Raw genomic sequence first — 17,441 nt, forward strand, 5'->3', positions numbered from 1 at the left:
AATAATTGATCTGGTCATGAAGAATATCTTACCATACTTCCCGGCAATCCACAAGCACAAGCCGCAAGGTCTGGCGGGAAACCAGGCTAAAAATCCGTGTAGCTCTTTCCGGACAGCAGAGCTGTGTTCTTTGCCGCCGCCATCTCTGACACGGTCACAAGCTGATAGCCCGCCTCCTGGAGCTTTGGTATAAGCTCCAGGGCCGCGTCCACAGACTCTGTATGTATGTCGTGCATCAGGATGATGTCGCCGTCATCCACAGAGCTCATGACCGTGTCTATCGTCTTCCTGGCGTCCCTTGTCTTCCAGTCCAGCGTGTCGATGTTCCACAGGATCATGGGCATCCCCACGTTCCCGGACACGGTGCTGTTGATGGCTCCGTAGGGAGGGCGCATGACCGTGGCCTGGGAGCCGGCGGCCGCCTGGATGTTGTCGTTTGTCCGCCGGATCTGGGAGGACACGCCCCTTTCGTCCAGCTTAGTCAGGTCCGGGTGGTCATAGGAGTGGTTCCCCAGCTCGCAGCCTGTGTCCTTCATCTGCTTTACCAGCTCCGGGTAAGAGGAGACCTTCTCCCCCAGCATGAAGAATGTGGCGTGGGCGCCGTACTTTTTCAGCTGATCCAGTATCTCCCCTGTCCTCTTCCCGGGGCCGTCGTCAAAGGTGAGGGCCACCATAGGACGGGACGGGTCCACCTGGCTCTCCTTCACGGAGAGAAATTTCCCGTCCCCGTCAAAGGAATAGAGGGAGAGGCCCATGTAGACGTCCCCCACAGCCATCTTCCCCTTCTGGTCAAAATAGTACCGGCTCCCCTCTATCTCCTGCCAGCCGGTGAGGGCCCGTCCGTCCGCCCCAAGGTAATACCTGCCGTCCTCCCCGTCCTTCCACTGGCCGGCCTCCATGGCGCCGCTGTCGTCAAAGAAATACCTGCCTCCGCCGATCTCCTGCCAGCCGGTTGCCATGTCCCCGGCAGAGTTAAAATAGTAGCTCTTCTTCTGCCAGGTGACAAAGCTGTCTGTGACCCATGAGCCGTCATACCGCTGAAATTTTCCGTCCTTCCACTGACCCACAGGGTTTTTGACCGTCAAGGTGCCGTCTTTTAGCTGGATCTGCACCTTCTTTTCCCAGTCTCCTCCCAGCTTTTTCTTCAGCTTCCCGCCAAGCTCGATCCGCACGGGGTAAGTCCCCTCCATGGACAGGTCCGCGTCGCACACAAGGGAAAAACCCTCTCCTCTCTCCAGCTGGCGCATCAGCTCCTCTGCCGTCCATTTCTTCTGTTTGTCCAGTCGGATCCTCTTATTGTACTTTTCCGTATCCGAAGTCACCTTTGCAAACAGAGGCGGCTGCTCCTCCCCCACATAGACCTCCTGGTCCGGGGCGGCGATCTGTATCCGGGCCTGCCGCCCAAAGCCGGACAGGACAAGGAGCGTTCCCGCGGCTCCGGCGCAGACAAGCAGGATGGCTGCGGCCACCAGCAGCCTGGCTGTGAGCCGTTTTCTCCTTCTTCTGCGCATCCGCTCCCCTGCCCCGGGTCTGCCATGTATCCGCCCTCTTGTCTCTCTGCTTTTCCCCTTCCTGTTCATTGTCCCTCTTCATCCTCCCCAGACATACTCTTTTCGACAGAGTATAACCTAATCCGACAGGATCCACAAGAAGGGCAATGAATACTTAAGAAATGTAAAGAAATTCTTAAATTTTCGCACAAAAAAAATGGAGCATACGGGACTTGAACCCGTGACCTCCACACTGCCAGTGTGGCGCGCTCCCAACTGCGCTAATGCCCCATTCAACAATATGAGTTCCATTATAAATGGAAAAGCTGCCTAGCGGACTTGAACCGCCGACCTCCGCCTTACCAAGGCGACGCTCTACCTACTGAGCCAAGGCAGCATATATTTCGTAAGCAACATGAACAATATACAATATAAAGCCGGACTTGTCAATGACTTTTTTGAAAATCTCTTTTTCTGTTTTCAGGCCCACGGGAGCATCTGCGGCTTTGCAGACGCTCCCGCGCTCCTGTCCCGTCTTCTCACCGGTCCTCTTTTCAGGCATCAGGCTATTTTCTCTCCTGCGTCTCCTCCTCCGGCTTTTCCTTTTTCCACACAATGGCTTCCTTGATGCGGTGGTTTTCCACGGCCAGAACCCGGATCTCCAGGTCGTCAGTGCCGCAGACAAAGGTCTCCCCGTTCTCCGGGATGCGGTCTATGACGCCGCAGACGTAGCCGCCAAAGGTGTCATAGTCCTGGGCGGGGAGTTCTACCTTCAGCTCCTCAGCCACATCCTCCACGTCCGCGCCTCCCTGGATGCGCCACTGGCCGTCGGCGATCTTCACGATGTCCTCCGGCTCCTCCTCGTCGTCCGGGTCATAGAGATCCCCCACCAGGGACTCCATCAGGTCGTGGAGGGTGATGATGCCGCTGACACCGCCGTACTCATCCACAAGCACAGCAAAATAGATGCGCTTCTTCTTCATGTTCTGGAACAGGGTGTTGGCCTTCATGGTCTCCGGCACAAAGTAGGCCTTCTCCACCGCATTTGCCATGACATTGTCCCTGCTCTTGTCCTCCAGGCGGAAATAGTCCTTCGTGTCCAGCACGCCCACTATGTCCTCCTGGTTCTCGTTGCAGACCGGATAGTGGGTGTGTCTGGTAGAGTGGATGAGGGTCTCCCACTCCTTCATGTCCTCGTCCAGGTACAGGCAGTCCATGTCCACCCTGTGGGTACAGATCTGCTCCACGGAGATGTCGTCAAACTCAAACACGTTGCGGATCATCTCGCTCTCCTCGCTGTCAATATTTCCCTGGGCATTTCCCTCCATGAGGAGCATCCGGATCTCCTCCTCCGTCACCTGCTCCTCCTCTTCCTCCGGGTTGATGTGCAGAAGCCGCAGCATGCCGTTGGTGGATTTGGTCAGCAGGAACACGATGGGCGCAAATACCTTGGACACCCCGTACAGAAGGCCGGACAGCAGAAGGGAGAGCTGCTCCGACTTCTTCATGGCAATCCGCTTGGGCACCAGCTCGCCGAACACGAGGCTGAAGTAGGCCAGTATGACTGTAATGACCACAAGGGCCACCGTTCTCACCACCCGCTCCGGCACAGCCACTCCCATGCTGATGATCCAGTCCGAGAGAGGGCCGGAAAAGCTGTCCGCCGCGAAGGCACTTCCCAGCTGTCCTGCCAGGGTGATGGCCACCTGGATGGTGGACAGGAACTTGGCGGGCTGCTCTGTCAGCGTGTACAGATGGCGTGCCCGGCGGTCTCCGTCCTCCGCCATTTTTTTCAGTTTCGTCTCGTTCATGGAGATCACGGCGATCTCCGCGCTTGCAAAGATCGCGTTCAGCGCGATCAGTACAACCTGTAAAATTAATGGTCCAACCATTTCTTTCTTAATCCTCCCGATCGATCATTAATGTAATGAATGTAATGTCATAAGTAATATCGCAAAAGGGTATAACCCACAGGCCCCGCGTCGTACCGGCGCGCGCCTGCAGGCTATACCCTTATCTATTCATGATATCACATGGATCATTCTCTTCCTGTGCCCACAAATCTGCCGCACACACTGTCATCTGAAAGCATGCACAGCTCTCAGTGTCACTGTCATCGTCCATGTATGTAATCACACCTTTCTTTTCTGCTTGTTCCCGGCATTTGTCAGATTTATACCGGATTGATAAATAAAATATCACACTTCCGGCTGTCTGTCAATCTTTCCCGTCTTCACTGCGCAGGATCTTCTGAGTTTTGGCCTTGATTCTCTGGAGGGCATTGTCCACAGTCTTGGGACTTTTGTCCAGCAGCCCCGCTATGGTCCGGTAGTCTGTCCCCAGAAGATGGAGGTAGAGCACCCTCCTCTCCAGGTCACTTAAAGCTCCCTCCAGCTCCTCCTCGATCCTCCTGGCATTGTCCTTGCTGAGGAAGGCCTGCTCCGGGTCGCTCTCCGTGCCGGCCTGGATGGTGTCCATCAGCTTGGCTCCCTCCCCCTCCTCCGGGTTCTCCCTCTCGTAGAGGGAGATGTAGGAATTTAAGGGGGTGTGCTTCTTCCTCCTGGACGCCTCTATGGCACTGTAGAGCTGCCTTCTGACACAGAGCCTGGCAAAGCTGTAAAAGGATGCCTCCTGGGTCGTGTCGTAGTCCTGGACGGCCTTGAAAAGGCCAATCATCCCCTCCTGGATGAGGTCATCGTTCTCTCCTCCCAGAAGGTACATGGCCTTGGCCTCCTTTTTGACCAGTCCCTTATATTTTTCCATCAGATAGTCCGTGATCGCCCGGTCCCCCTCCCGGAGCCTGCGTATCAGCTGCTCATCTGTCATCTGTTCATACTGAGGCATACTACCTTCCTTTCCGTCCCGCCAAAGCCTCCGGCCCTCTTCGCGCTCTAGCTCATCCTCTGGCGGACGATCTCGTAGGCCAAAACTCCCGCCGCCACCGACGCGTTCAGGGAGTCAATGTCCCCCTTCATGGGGATGGTTGCCGTAAAGTCACAGCTTTCCTTCACAAGGCGTCCCACGCCCTCCCCCTCGTTTCCGATGACAAGGCCGATGGGCCCCTTCAGATCCAGGTCATACATGAGCTCCCCGCCCATGTCGGCGCACACAAACCAGAGGCCTTCCTTCTTCAGCTCCTCCATGGTGCGGACCAGGTTGGTGACCTTGGCCACCGGCGTGTAGTTAATGGCTCCGGCGGAGGTGCGGGCCACTGTGGCCGTCAGCCCCACTGCCCGGCGCTTCGGGATAATGACCCCGTGGGCCCCGGCCAGGTTGGCTGTCCGGATGATGGCCCCCAGATTGTGGGGATCCTCCACATTGTCCAGGAGGATGAGGAAGGGGGCTTCCCCCCTGCTCCTTGCCAGCTTCAGCATATCCTCCACGCTGGCGTACTCCCATGCCGCGGCCTGGGCGATCACGCCCTGGTGATGTCCTGTCCCGGAGAGCTGGCCCAGTCTCTCCTTTGACACAAACTGGACGATAGTGTCGTGCTTTCTCGCCTCCCGCAGAATGGTCTGCACAGGGCCGTCCTTGCAGCCGTCCTGGACAAACAGCTTGTCAATGGTCTTCCCGGAGCGGAAGGCCTCAAGGACAGCGTTCCGCCCTTCGATCACAGTACTGTTTTTTTCTATCTCTCTGTCACTCATAGTTCATCCTCTTTATGGTTTTCGCGGACTTTGTCTTTACCGGGTACATCTTTACCGGGCACCTCTGCGCTTGGCACGTCTCCGCCGGCTTTGCCTGCCTCTTCCCCGGCCTCCAGGCTGTCAAGCCCGGCGCGGATCAGGGTGAGCATCCTCGCCCAGTCCCTTTTCAGGTAGAGATACCCCATAAGGGCCTCAAAGCCGGTGGCCCGCCTGTAATCTGTCACAGACTGGTTCTTGGCGGGGGACACGCTCTTGGCGTTCCTCCCCCTCTTGTAGACCCCGTGCTCCTCCTCTGTCAGGATCCCCTGCAGGGTGCGCATCATCCGGGACTGTGCGGACGCCTGCACAAGGGAGCTGGTCATCCTGTGGAGCTGGTTCACAGGGCGGTTCCCTTTGCTGACCACCAGCGTCTTGATGACCAGGTCATAGATGCTGTCGCCGATGTAGGCCAGGGTGAGAGGCGAATACTCCCGGATATCCGCCTCCTCCATCTGGAAGATCTCCCGCATATAGTCCTCAAACTTCCACTGTATCTTCTGTTCTACGCTCTTTTCCATTTTACTCCTTCACGTGTATCCTCAAGGATAATGCCCCTGGCTGCCAGCTCGTCTCTGATCTCATCCGCCCGGGCGAAATCCTTTGCCTTTCTGGCCGCCTGGCGCTCCTCGATGAGAGCCTCGATGTCCTCGTCCAGCATCTCTGTCTCCTTCACTACGATCAGCCCCAGCACATTGCAGAGCTTCTCCAGCACCTCCAGCAGCCCTTTCGCGTAAGCGGCGGAGCTGTCCTCGCCGGCAGTGGTATTGCAGTATTTCACAAGGTCAAAGACGGCGGCAATGGCGTCCGCCGTGTTGAAATCGTCGTCCATGGCGGTCTCAAAGGCTTTTACATACTCCTCTGTCTTCGCCAGCGCCTCCTTCTCCTCCGGGGACATGTCGGCGGTCTTTGCGTTTTCACTCAGATACTTCAGGTTCTCCGCCGCGTTCACGATCCTGTCCAAACCATTCTTGGAGGCCTCCATCAGATCCGCGCTGAAGTTTAAGGGGCTCCTGTAGTGGGCGCTTAGCATGAAGAACCGGAGCACCTGCAGGTCGTACTGCTCGCTGATCTCCCGGACTGTGCGGAAGTTGCCAAGGGACTTGCTCATCTTGTGGTTGTCGATATTTAAGAACGCGTTGTGCATCCAGTATTTTGCGAATTCCTTTCCGTTTGCCGCCTCGCTCTGGGCGATCTCGTTCTCGTGATGGGGGAACACCAGATCCTCCCCGCCCGCGTGAATGTCGATCTGCTCTCCAAGGTATTTCTTTGACATGACAGAGCACTCAATGTGCCAGCCCGGGCGGCCGTCGCTCCAGGGTGACTCCCAGGAGGGCTCTCCCTCCTTCTTGGGCTTCCAGAGCACGAAATCCAGCGGGTCCTCCTTCTCGTCCTCGCCGCTCACCAGCAGGGTTCTGTTGCCGGAGCGCAGGTCGTCCAGATTTTTGTGGGACAGCTTGCCGTAGTCCTTGAACTGTCTTGTGCGGAAATAGACTGTTCCGTTCTTCTCGTAGGCATACCCCTTGTCGATGAGCTGCTGGATCATCTCCACCATGCCGCAGATCTCCTCTGTGGCCAGGGGATTTTTTGTGGCGGGCTCAATGTTCATGCCCTCCATGTCCTTCTTGCACTCGGCGATGTATCTCTTGGAGATCTCGTCCGCGGACACCCCCTCCTCGATGGCCTTCTTGATGATCTTGTCGTCCACGTCCGTGAAATTGGAGACAAAATTCACATCGTAGCCCTTGTACTCAAAATATCTCCTGACCGTGTCAAACACGATCATAGGCCTGGCGTTGCCGATATGGATCAGATTGTACACCGTAGGGCCGCAGACGTACATCTTGACCTTGCCCTCCTCCAGGGGTACAAACTCTTCCTTTTTCCTTGTCATTGTGTTAAACAGCTTCATGTTGCTCCTCCTTATCTTCTTCCATCTCTATGGAATTGTCTTTCATGCATTTCATGTGCTTTTCCAGCTCTCTTAATTCCTTCTTCAGGCGGATATTATCCTGCTGGAGCTCACGGATGTCGTTGCTCACCGGGTCAGGCAGATGCACCTGATCCATATCCTCCCTGGGAATTTTCTGGTCTCCCATCTTCACGATGCGTCCCGGGACTCCCACCACAGTGCAGTTAGGCGGCACCTCCTTGAGCACCACCGCCCCGGCGCCGATCTTGGAGTTCTCCCCGATGGTAAATGACCCCAGTATCTTGGCCCCGGCGCTGACCATCACATTGTCCTTCAGGGTGGGGTGTCTTTTCCCCTTCTCCTTGCCTGTGCCCCCCAGGGTCACACCCTGGTAGAGGGTCACGTTGTTTCCGATGATGGTGGTCTCGCCAATGATAACGCCTGTCCCGTGGTCGATAAAGAGCCCCCTGCCGATCCTGGCGCCGGGGTGGATCTCGATTCCCGTCTTCCTGGCCGCCCGCTGGGACACCCATCTGGCGAGAAAGTAATGCTTCTTCCGGTACAGCCTGTGGGCCACCCGGTAGCTTAAAATCACCTTAAAGCTCGGGTAGAGAAACACTTCCCAGTTGGACTTGATGGCCGGGTCTCTCTCCCGGATCACCTGTATCTCTTCCCGAATATATTTTACAAGTCCCATATCCTTCCTCCCTTTTCTGGTCTTTCCATGTCAGGGGCGCGCCGCCATGCCGCGGATCGGCCGGGGAGTCCAAAGGGACTTTCCAGGAGAATAAAAAAGTCTCTTACAATACATGTAAGAGACGAATGATGATCCGTGGTTCCACTCCTTTTGAAAGCACCCGCCTGCCTTGCGCACGCAGCTGCTCCCCGCTTTCCGGCTGATAACGCCCGCCCTCGCGTACCCGGCTAGTCAGCGCCGCACTCTTCTGAGCGCCCTCCTTTCGCCGGATCAACTCCCGGATGCACTTCATACGGATCTCGCCCGGAGCTGCTTTCAGCCGGTGACAGCTCCTCTCTGGTGGCTCCCTTCCATATTACTCTTTCCGTTCTCCGTTTTTACCGCTATAGCTACTATAGTATGTGAAAAGCCGGAATTTGTCAACCTCCGCCAGGCAGAGTTTTCTCTTTTTCCGGTTCGGTCATACTACCTCGTTCAAATAAACAGGAGACAGCGGAACGATTTTTTTCAGCTCCTCCTTCATCCTCTCCGTCACCGTGACTCCCTTTTCCTTTTCAATATGGTCCGGTGAAATCCTTCCAAAGACAAGCTTTGTGAGCGCCTCCACAGTCAAAGTGCCCTCGCTGTTCTCCGGCTTTCCCTCCATCAGCATGACTCCGGAAAACTCCGTCCCCGTCATCATGAACACCTGGTTGTTCTCAGGGATGATGGGATCTGTCACCTGAAAGCACACAGCTGTCAGATAGTTCAGCTCCAGAAGAAGGAGCAGCCTTTTCACATTCACCGGGCGGACCATGATCTTTGGTCTCTCCTCCGGCAGTTCCTCCACCGCAGGCAGGCAGTCCACAATCCGGCCCTCCTGCTCGCAGACCATCAGGCACCCCCCATCGCTTTCATATTCCCGGATGAGCCGCTCGTAGTAGGCCTGATCCCGCTTCGCATAGACCTTATACCGGCCCTTCAGCTCACTTTCGGCCATATCCGCAATGTCCGCCGCATCCGCCGAAAGGGCCTTTCTTGCGCTCCAGCCATCGGGAAGCTCCTCCTCCCCCCGGAAGTATCTTCGCTCCTGTTCATATACTGTGGAAAAGCCGTGAGGCAGATAGATCCCCTCCGCCGCCGGCATGAGGAAGGTAAAGGGCTCTCCTGCCCGGTACATATCCCGGAGGGCCGTCTTTAAGAGAGCCGCCATATACCCTCTCTTCCGGTAGGCCTCCTCCGTGGCCACCGCCACGATATAGTGAGAGGGCTCCTCCCTTCCGTTTACCATCAGGGTGTAGGGGTTGAGGTGGAGCATAGCCCGCATGCCGCCCTCCTCCTCCACTACATAGATGGTGTTGTCCTTCGTCTTTTCTGTATAGTAATAATCCACAAAGGAGGGGCTGTCCTCGGAGAAGATCTCCTCATACAATCTCCGGGTGCCGCCCTTCTCCCCGTCTTTCAGTTTTCTGATCCGCATCCTCTCTCACCTGTCCTTCCGCTGCCCGGACTGTCTGGGGCAGCCGCTGCAGGAGGCGCACCCTGCCTCCTCGCTTTGACCCTCCTGCTCCAGCCGGGGCTCATAGCTGTAGTTGGCGATGGTCTCCAGGCAGGCCGCCGCCTGAGCCGCGATCCCCTGACCGCTGCCAGTAAAGCCAAGGCCTTCCTCTGTGGTAGCCTTGATATTGACCTGATCCTTCCGGATACCCAGGGCCCTGGCCACATTATCCCGCATCTCCCCGATATAGGGGGCCAGCTTCGGGCGCTGGGCGATGACAGTGGCGTCAATGTTCCCGATGACGTAGAGCTCCTGGGCCACCAGCTCTCCCACGCGCTCCAGCAGCTTCATGCTGGAAGCGCCCCTGTAGGCCTCGTCCGTGTCGGGGAAATGCCGCCCGATATCTCCCAGAGCCGCTGCCCCCAGGAGGGCGTCCATGATGGCGTGGAGGAGCACGTCCGCGTCAGAGTGCCCCAAAAGTCCCTTCTCGTAGGGAATCTCCACGCCGCCCAGGATCAGCTTCCTGTCCTCTGTCAGTCTGTGCACGTCGTAGCCTGTTCCAATCCTCATCTTCTATTCCCCGCTTTCCTCTTCGTCCTGGGACTGCACCCCGGTCAGCCCCGCGCTTTGTGTCCCGGTCTGCCCTGCGTCCTGCGCCTCGATCTCATCAATCTCCTGCTGCATGTCCTCGTCAGAGGAAAGCTCCTCATCCAGCTCTTCCTCTACCGGCTTGGTCATATTCCGGATAGCATAGACGATCAGCCCGATGCCGAACACAGCAAACAGCACGCCCGCCACCACAAATCCTATATATCCCTCCGGCTTCTGGTTCATGACATCCATGACAAGCTGTACGCCTGTGTAGGTGAGGTATCCTCCCACAATGATCCAGAGCCAGTCTCTCGTTTTTCCATTCATAGTATGCGCTCCTCCATTTTTTCATATGTAGTACAAGTATATAATTTCCACCGGGATCTTGTCAATGAGCGGCACCGCCCGCAGACAAAAAAATACGGCACCGGATGATCTCCGATGCCGTATCTCTGGGAGTAGCGGGAACTGGATTCGAACCAGCGACACTACGGGTATGAACCGTATGCTCTAGCCAACTGAGCTATCCCGCCATAGTATATGGGGCCTATAGGGCTCGAACCTATGACCCTCTGCTTGTAAGGCAGATGCTCTCCCAGCTGAGCTAAGACCCCATATTTTCTGGTCTCGCGGGCTGCTTTCCCGCAACCCGCTTTGCTATTATACTATTGATTTCGAGCAAATGTCAACACTTTTTTTACATTTTTTCTCATTTTTTTCGAGAGTCCCTCAAAGGCCGGTTTTTCGGCATTTTCCGCCCCATCAGAGAAGTCCCGGGTCGATCCGGCGGTCCCGGAAGTAAAATTCCCTGTCCCGTTCGCCGATGGGCCTCATCACCCGGCAGGGGTTCCCGGCCGCCACCACATCCGCCGGGATGTCCTTTGTCACCACGCTGCCGGCCCCGATGACCGTGTTGTCCCCCACAGTCACGCCGGGCAGGAGGATGGCCCCCGCGCCGATCCAGCAGTTTTTCCCCACATGGACCGGCATATTGAACTGGTACTCCTGTTCCCTGAGTGAGGGGAACACAGGATGGCTTCCCGCGGCAATGATGACGTTAGGTCCGATCATGGTGTGGTCGCCCACATAAATATGGGTGTCGTCCACCATCGTCAGATTAAAGTTGGCATAGATGTGGCTGCCAAAGTGGACATGCCTTCCGCCCCAGTTGGCGTAGAAGGGCGTCTCAATATAGCACCCCTCCCCGATCTGCGCAAACATCTTCTCCAGCAGCGCCCTCTTCTCCTCTCCCCTGGACGGCTTCAGATGATTGTACTCATAGAGAAGATCCAGGCAGGCCGCCTGCTCCTCAAGAAGATCCCCGTCCGTGGGCAGATAGAGCGCGCCTCCGTGCATTTTCTTTTCTGCTTCCCTGTCCATATCTCGTCCCTCCGCTTGCGAATTCTCATGATGCTTTCATTATAGCAGAAAAATCTGCCTGGGACGACCTGTTTGTCAGATGAGCGCAAAGAAGCTAACCAGCAGCCTGCACCCGTAAAAGAGGATGACGACGCCGCAGACAATGTTGATGGCCCGCAGCACCCTGGCGTTAAACCGGCTGCTGAAGGCGGAGATCACCAGCGTCAGCCCTGTAAACCACAGGCAGGAGGCTGTCCCCACACCGCAGATAAAGGGGATGGACCGGGATGCCGGCAGCGTCACCCGGAAGGCACCCAGCATCATCGTCCCGTCCACGATAGCCTGGGGATTACACCAGGTCACAACGCAGGCGGAATAGACTGTTTTCCCAAGTGACATGGTCTCCCCGGAACGGTCTATGTCCTGCGTCTTTGCCCGCAGCAGGCCTGCCCCTATGAAAATAACGACAATGCTCCCCGCCAGCAGAACGACCATCTGCAGCCATTTCCACCGCTGCATCACAGCGCCGATGCCGAAAAAGCAGGCCAGAGCCAGCGTCACGTCAAAAAAGATGACGATCAGCGCTGTCGCCAGGGCACGGCGGCGCGTGTGGGTCAGAGCCCCGTTGATGACGAAAAGATTTTGCAGCCCAATGGGCGCAACATAGGCAAGCCCTATGGACAGCCCCTGAAGGAAAAATCCCATAGCCTCCTCCTCATACTGTGCCAAAAATATTTCTGTAGCAAAAAACGGCGCAGCCGCGCCGTTTTTTTATATACTCCGGGCCAAAGCCGGAACCATGCGCTCTGAAGGCAGCTCCTAGACGATGCCCTGAGCCTCCATTGCGTTTACAACCTTCTCGAAGCCCGCGATGTTTGCTCCCATCACGTAGTTTCCTTCATGGCCGTATCTCTTGGCAGCATCAGCCATGTTGTGGCAGATGTTGACCATGATGTTCTTAAGCTTGCTGTCCACTTCCTCAAATGTCCAGCTCAGGCGCTCGCTGTTCTGGGACATTTCCAGAGCAGATGTGGCAACGCCGCCGGCGTTTGCAGCCTTTCCAGGCGCGAAGAGCACGCCGTTCTCCTGCAGGTACTCAGTAGCCTCCAGAGTGGTGGGCATATTGGCACCCTCTGCAACCGCGATGCATCCGTTGGCAACGAGAGCCTTGGCATCCTCAAGGTGCAGCTCGTTCTGTGTCGCGCAGGGAAGAGCGATGTCAACCTTCACGCCCCACACGCCTCTGCCCTCGTGGTACTCAGCGTTCGGGCGATACTTTGTGTACTCGGAAAGTCTTGCTCTGTTGACTTCCTTGATCTCCTTTACTGCCGCAAGGTCAATGCCCTCAGCGTCGTATACCCAGCCTGTGGAGTCGCTCATTGTGACAACCTTGGCGCCCATCTGCTGCGCTTTCTCTGTAGCGTAGATGGCAACGTTTCCGGAACCGGACACTGCGATGGTCTTGCCCGCGATGTCCTTTCCGTTCATCTTGAGCATCTCCTCTGTCAGGTACAGAAGGCCGTAGCCTGTAGCCTCTGTTCTAACCAGGGATCCGCCGTATGTCAGTCCCTTTCCTGTCAGAACGCCCTCGTACAGTCCGCGGATGCGCTTGTACTGTCCGAACATGTAGCCGATCTCTCTTGCGCCTGTTCCGATATCTCCGGCCGGAACATCTGTGTCAGCGCCGATATATTTGCATAACTCTGTCATAAAGCTCTGGCAGAATGCCATCACTTCTCTGTCTGATTTGCCCTTGGGATCGAAGTCAGATCCGCCCTTGCCGCCGCCGATCGGCAGTCCTGTAAGGGAATTCTTGAAAATCTGCTCAAATCCGAGGAATTTGATAATACCAAGGTTTACAGAGGGATGAAGACGAAGTCCGCCCTTGTATGGTCCGATCGCGCTGTTAAACTGTACGCGGTATCCTGTGTTTACCTGGACCTGTCCATTGTCGTCTACCCACGGCACACGAAATTTGAACTGTCTCTCCGGCTCAGTCAGTCTCTCAAGAAGCGCTTCCTTTCTGTATTTCTCCTCATTTGCCTCGATTACAGGTCTTAAGGACTCAAGCACTTCCTTGACAGCCTGATGGAACTCCGGCTCCGCCGGGTTCTTGGCCACAACTCTTTCAATCACTTCATCAACATATGACATTGTTTTCTTCCTCCTTGATCTTCTTATCAGGCGGAAGCCATAAAAAAGAGCAGGCATAAGCCTGCTCTTCACTAGACCTCTTTGCCTCTTTAACAGAATAAAATATTCCGGGGCAAAACACAAGTATTTTTTGCATTTTTTATGATTTTTCTGCAACTTTATACTTTCATTCCTGCATTTCAAGCTGTGTTTAGTACTTTTTTACAGAAACTTTGCAACATTGCACTTGTGAAAATGCATTTTTATCCATGTGTTCTATTTAAAGTACTCCACGCCGGACTCAAAGATCTTCAGATCCTGTTCTCCGTAAATGTTGATCGCAACGCTCCGGCCCCGGCGCTCCACATGGGCCATCTTGCCCAGTACTCTTCCGTCCGGGCTTGTGATGCCCTCGATGGCAAAGTAGGAGCCGTTCACGTTCCACTCCTCGTCGTTTGAGATGTTTCCTTCCGGATCACAGTACCGGGTAGCCACCTGGCCGTTTGCGAAAAGCCGGGCAATGGTCTTGGCAGGCGCCACAAAGCGTCCCTCTCCGTGGGAAGCCGGAGTGACATAGACGCCGCCAAGCCGGGCATTCGCGAGCCAGGGCGACTTGTCTGTCACCACCTTTGTGTACACCATCTTGGAAATGTGGCGCCCGATGGTATTGTAGGTCAGTGTAGGCGAGTTGTCTGTCTGCCCTGTAATCTTTCCGTTTGGCACCAGTCCCAGCTTGATGAGGGCCTGGAAGCCGTTGCAGATGCCGAGGGCAAGGCCGTCCCGCTCATTTAAGAGCTTCTCCACCGCCTCCTTCAGCTTGGCGTTCTGGAAGGCAGTGGCGAAGAACTTGGCGGAGCCGTCGGGCTCGTCGCCCGCGCTGAAGCCGCCCGGGAACATGATGATCTGGGCCTGGCTGATAGCTTTCTCAAACACGTCCACAGAGTCCACGATGTCCGCTGCGTCCATGTTCCTGAACACCTTGGTGATCACCTTTGCCCCGGCATTCTCAAATGCCTTCGCACTGTCGTACTCACAGTTGGTGCCCGGGAAGACAGGAATGAACACAGTGGGCTGCGCGATCTTGTGGCTGCAGATATGCACCCTGGAGGCGTGGAAGCAGCCGTCCTCCTTAAGCTCTCCGTCCTCTTTCTTCTCAGACTTTACAAACCAGCTGGTGGGGCCATCCTGGGCGCCGGACCGGGTGGCGAACACCTTCTCCAGGGTGCCTGTCCATGCGCTCTCCGCCTCGTCCAGGCCGATGACCGCGTCGCCGTAGGAGAAGGCCCTGTCGCCTGTCACCTCGCCGATGACCGTGTAGGTGATCTGCAGCTCTCCCACTTTGCCATCCGGCACCTCAGCCACCAGATCTCCGAAGGCGGGGGCAAAGAGCTCTCTTGGATCCATGCTGTGCTCGATCTTCACGCCCATGCCGTTTCCAAAGGCCATCTTGCTGACAGCGGCGATGACGCCGTGGCGGTCCGGCACGTAGGCCGAGAGGATCCTTCCGGCTTTGATGTCCTCCGCAAATTTTCCGTACTGCTCCATCACCTTCTCATAGACGGGCAGGTCGTACTCATCCTTGGGGATGCGCAGCCACACAAGCCTGCTTCCCGCTTTTTTCAGCTCAGGGGTGATGATGTCCTTCTCCTTTGCCACATCCACGGCAAAGGACACAAGTGTGGGCGGCACGTCGATGTCCTCAAAGGTTCCTGACATGCTGTCCTTTCCTCCGATGGAGGGCAGACCGAAGCCCAGCTGAGCCGCGTAGGCTCCAAGAAGAGCCGCGAAGGGCTGGCTCCAGCGGTGTGGATCCTCTGTCATGCGGCGGAAGTACTCCTGGAATGTGAAGCGGATCTTCCGGTAGTCGCCGCCTGCTGCCACGATCTTGGCCACCGACTCTGTCACAGCGTAGACAGCTCCGTGGTAGGGGCTCCAGCTTGACAGGTAGGGGTCAAACCCGTAGCTCATCATAGTCACTGTATCGCAGTCTCCCTTTGCCACAGGCAGCTTTGCCACCATAGCCTGGGTCTCTGTCATCTGATATTTTCCGCCGTGGGGCATGAACACGGAGCCGGCTCCGATGGAGCCGTCGAACATCTCCACAAGCCCCTTCTGGGAGCACACGTTCAGGTCCGCCAGCGTCTCCAGCCATTTGGCCCTCACATCTCCCACTTCCACCTGGTCCGTCAGCACCTTGTCCGCACGGTCCGGGATGTCCACAGCCACGCTGGTCTCCTGGTGGGCGCCGTTTGTGTCCAGGAAGGCTCTGGAGATGTTCACGATCTCCTTGCCTCTCCACACAAGGACAAGCCTTGGCTCCTCTGTCACCACAGCCACCTGCACGGCCTCCAGATTCTCCTCTTTGGCGTAGCCCATAAAGGTCTCCACATCAGCCGGGTCAAGGACCACAGCCATGCGCTCCTGGGACTCGGAGATGGCGATCTCTGTCCCGTCCAGTCCCGCGTATTTCTTGGGCACCTTGTCCAGGTCCACCCGCAGTCCGTCTGCCAGCTCTCCGATAGCCACGGACACGCCGCCCGCTCCAAAGTCGTTGCACTTCTTGATGAGGCGGCTCACTTCCTCCCTGCGGAAGAGGCGCTGGATCTTTCTCTCTGTGGGCGGATTTCCCTTCTGCACTTCCGCGCCGCAGGTCTCGATGGACTCTTCTGTGTGCACCTTGGAGGAACCTGTTGCGCCGCCGCAGCCGTCCCGGCCGGTGCGCCCGCCAAGAAGGATGATGATGTCTCCCGGATCAGAGGTCTCACGGATCACGGCGCGTCTGGGAGCCGCTCCCATGACAGCCCCGATCTCCATTCTCTTGGCCACATAGCCGGGGTGGTAGATCTCCTTTACAGCGCCGGTGGCAAGTCCGATCTGATTGCCGTAGGAGCTGTAGCCGTGGGCCGCCTCGCGGACAAGCTTCTTCTGGGGAAGCTTCCCTTTCATCGTGTCCTTCACGGAGACAGTGGGGTCTGCCGCTCCCGTGACACGCATGGCCTGGTACACGTAGGTACGTCCTGAGAGGGGATCCCGGATGGCACCGCCAAGACAGGTGGCAGCTCCTCCGAAGGGCTCGATCTCTGTGGGGTGGTTGTGGGTCTCATTCTTGAAGTTCACAAGCCACTCCTCCTCCACGCCGTCCACGGTCACCGGCACAACGATGCTGCAGGCGTTGATCTCATCGGACTCCTCCTGATCCTCAAGCTTTCCTTCCCTCTTCAGCTTGCGCATGGCCATGAGAGCCAGGTCCATCAGACAGATAAACTTGTCGTCTCTGCCCTTGAAGATCTCCTCATGGTCCGCCGCATACTGGCGGTAGGTGTCCTCGATCGGCTTTCTGTAATCTCCCTCTCCGAAGGTGATGTCTTTCAGCTCTGTGGAGAAGGTAGTGTGGCGGCAGTGATCGGACCAGTAGGTATCCAGCACCCGGATCTCCGTCATGGAGGGGTCTCTGTCCTCCTCCCCCTTGAAATAGTTCTGGATATGCTGGAAGTCCTTGAAGGTCATAGCAAGCCCGAGAGAGTCGTAGAGCTCCCGCAGCTTCTCCTCCTCCAGATCCTTAAAGCCGTCAAATATGATGACATCGGCCGGCTCGTCAAACTTTGTCACCAGCGTCTCCGGCTTCTCCATGCCTGTCTCTCTTGAGTCCACCGGGTTGATGCAGTGGTGCTTGACAGCCTCAAACTGCTCGTCCGTCAGCTGTCCCTCGATCACATAGGTGGTGGCGGTGCGGATCACCGGCTTCTCATCCTCTTTTATAAACTGCACGCACTGCACGGCAGAGTCCGCTCTCTGGTCAAACTGGCCGGGAAGGAACTCCACGGAGAAGATCCTGGCCCCCTCCGCTGCCGGAAAGGTCTCTTTATACAGAATATCTACCGGAGGCTCCGCAAAGACGCCTCTGCAGGCCTTCTCAAAGGTCTCCTCCGAGATGTTCTCCACGTCGTAGCGGATCAGCACCCGCACACCCGTAAGAGCGCTTATGCCCAGATAGCTCTTAATCTCGTGGAAGAGATCCTTTGCCTGAACCGCATACTCCGGTTTTTTCTCCACATATACTCGTTTTACATTGCCCATAAAATTTCCTCCATTTTATATA

Annotated in this window: 15 protein-coding genes and 4 tRNA genes; all 19 read right to left on the reverse strand. The window is 56.5% G+C overall.

Annotation, left to right across the window (positions count from 1 at the left end):
* Positions 1–86 precede the first annotated feature (86 nt).
* A complete protein-coding gene (locus FGQ86_RS00335; RefSeq protein ID WP_243127114.1) occupies positions 87–1,580 on the reverse strand; it encodes a polysaccharide deacetylase family protein in 1,494 nt (497 codons plus the stop codon).
* A gap of 128 nt (positions 1,581–1,708) precedes the next feature.
* Positions 1,709–1,781: transfer RNA gene (locus FGQ86_RS00340), tRNA-Ala, on the reverse strand.
* Between the two features lie 33 nt (positions 1,782–1,814).
* Positions 1,815–1,887 (reverse strand) — tRNA-Thr (locus FGQ86_RS00345).
* Complete coding sequence (locus FGQ86_RS00350) at positions 1,870–2,052, reverse strand: hypothetical protein (protein WP_081957931.1); 183 nt, start codon at positions 2,050–2,052, stop codon at positions 1,870–1,872. The genes FGQ86_RS00345 and FGQ86_RS00350 overlap by 18 nt, the downstream gene beginning before the upstream one ends.
* A gap of 4 nt (positions 2,053–2,056) precedes the next feature.
* Positions 2,057–3,382 carry a hemolysin family protein gene (locus FGQ86_RS00355; protein ID WP_138302694.1) on the reverse strand — a complete coding sequence of 442 codons (1,326 nt, stop codon included), beginning with the start codon at positions 3,380–3,382 and terminating at the stop codon, positions 2,057–2,059.
* Positions 3,383–3,707: 325 nt separating this feature from the next.
* Positions 3,708–4,334, reverse strand: coding sequence for a sigma-70 family RNA polymerase sigma factor (locus tag FGQ86_RS00360; protein WP_033124500.1), 627 nt, complete (start codon positions 4,332–4,334; stop codon positions 3,708–3,710).
* 47 nt (positions 4,335–4,381) lie between these two features.
* Positions 4,382–5,137, reverse strand: a complete 756-nt coding sequence (gene rlmB, locus FGQ86_RS00365) for a 23S rRNA (guanosine(2251)-2'-O)-methyltransferase RlmB (RefSeq protein ID WP_138302695.1) — start codon at positions 5,135–5,137, stop codon at positions 4,382–4,384.
* Positions 5,134–5,694 (reverse strand): ribonuclease III domain-containing protein, encoded by a 561-nt coding sequence (locus FGQ86_RS00370; RefSeq protein WP_138302696.1) that lies wholly within the window; start codon positions 5,692–5,694, stop codon positions 5,134–5,136. Before FGQ86_RS00370 ends, rlmB begins: the two co-directional genes overlap by 4 nt.
* Entirely contained in the window at positions 5,679–7,085 is a 1,407-nt protein-coding gene (cysS, locus tag FGQ86_RS00375; protein WP_138302697.1) for a cysteine--tRNA ligase, read from the reverse strand. Before cysS ends, FGQ86_RS00370 begins: the two co-directional genes overlap by 16 nt.
* Complete coding sequence (gene epsC / locus FGQ86_RS00380; protein WP_033124497.1) at positions 7,072–7,782, reverse strand: serine O-acetyltransferase EpsC; 711 nt, start codon at positions 7,780–7,782, stop codon at positions 7,072–7,074. Before epsC ends, cysS begins: the two co-directional genes overlap by 14 nt.
* A 460-nt stretch (positions 7,783–8,242) precedes the next feature.
* Positions 8,243–9,241, reverse strand: a complete 999-nt coding sequence (locus FGQ86_RS00385) for a GNAT family N-acetyltransferase (RefSeq protein ID WP_138302698.1) — start codon at positions 9,239–9,241, stop codon at positions 8,243–8,245.
* Between the two features lie 6 nt (positions 9,242–9,247).
* Positions 9,248–9,829, reverse strand: coding sequence for a 2-C-methyl-D-erythritol 2,4-cyclodiphosphate synthase (gene ispF, locus FGQ86_RS00390; protein WP_138302699.1), 582 nt, complete (start codon positions 9,827–9,829; stop codon positions 9,248–9,250).
* A 3-nt stretch (positions 9,830–9,832) separates the two neighbouring features.
* Positions 9,833–10,177 (reverse strand): hypothetical protein, encoded by a 345-nt coding sequence (locus FGQ86_RS00395; RefSeq protein WP_138302700.1) that lies wholly within the window; start codon positions 10,175–10,177, stop codon positions 9,833–9,835.
* 132 nt (positions 10,178–10,309) lie between these two features.
* Positions 10,310–10,383: transfer RNA gene (locus FGQ86_RS00400), tRNA-Met, on the reverse strand.
* Positions 10,384–10,391: 8 nt separating this feature from the next.
* Positions 10,392–10,464: transfer RNA gene (locus tag FGQ86_RS00405), tRNA-Val, on the reverse strand.
* A gap of 148 nt (positions 10,465–10,612) precedes the next feature.
* Entirely contained in the window at positions 10,613–11,230 is a 618-nt protein-coding gene (locus FGQ86_RS00410; RefSeq protein WP_138302701.1) for a sugar O-acetyltransferase, read from the reverse strand.
* Between the two features lie 75 nt (positions 11,231–11,305).
* On the reverse strand, positions 11,306–11,914 hold the full coding sequence (locus tag FGQ86_RS00415; RefSeq protein ID WP_033124492.1) for a LysE family transporter: 609 nt from the start codon (positions 11,912–11,914) through the stop codon (positions 11,306–11,308).
* Between the two features lie 114 nt (positions 11,915–12,028).
* Positions 12,029–13,363 (reverse strand): NADP-specific glutamate dehydrogenase, encoded by a 1,335-nt coding sequence (gene gdhA / locus FGQ86_RS00420; RefSeq protein ID WP_033124491.1) that lies wholly within the window; start codon positions 13,361–13,363, stop codon positions 12,029–12,031.
* 255 nt (positions 13,364–13,618) lie between these two features.
* Positions 13,619–17,419, reverse strand: coding sequence for a phosphoribosylformylglycinamidine synthase (locus FGQ86_RS00425; protein ID WP_138302702.1), 3,801 nt, complete (start codon positions 17,417–17,419; stop codon positions 13,619–13,621).
* Between the last annotated feature and the right edge of the window lie 22 nt (positions 17,420–17,441).

Origin of the sequence: Clostridium sp. BSD2780061688st1 H5 (assembly GCF_005845155.1) — a bacterium.
In the GTDB taxonomy this organism is placed as follows: domain Bacteria; phylum Bacillota; class Clostridia; order Lachnospirales; family Lachnospiraceae; genus Claveliimonas; species Claveliimonas intestinigallinarum.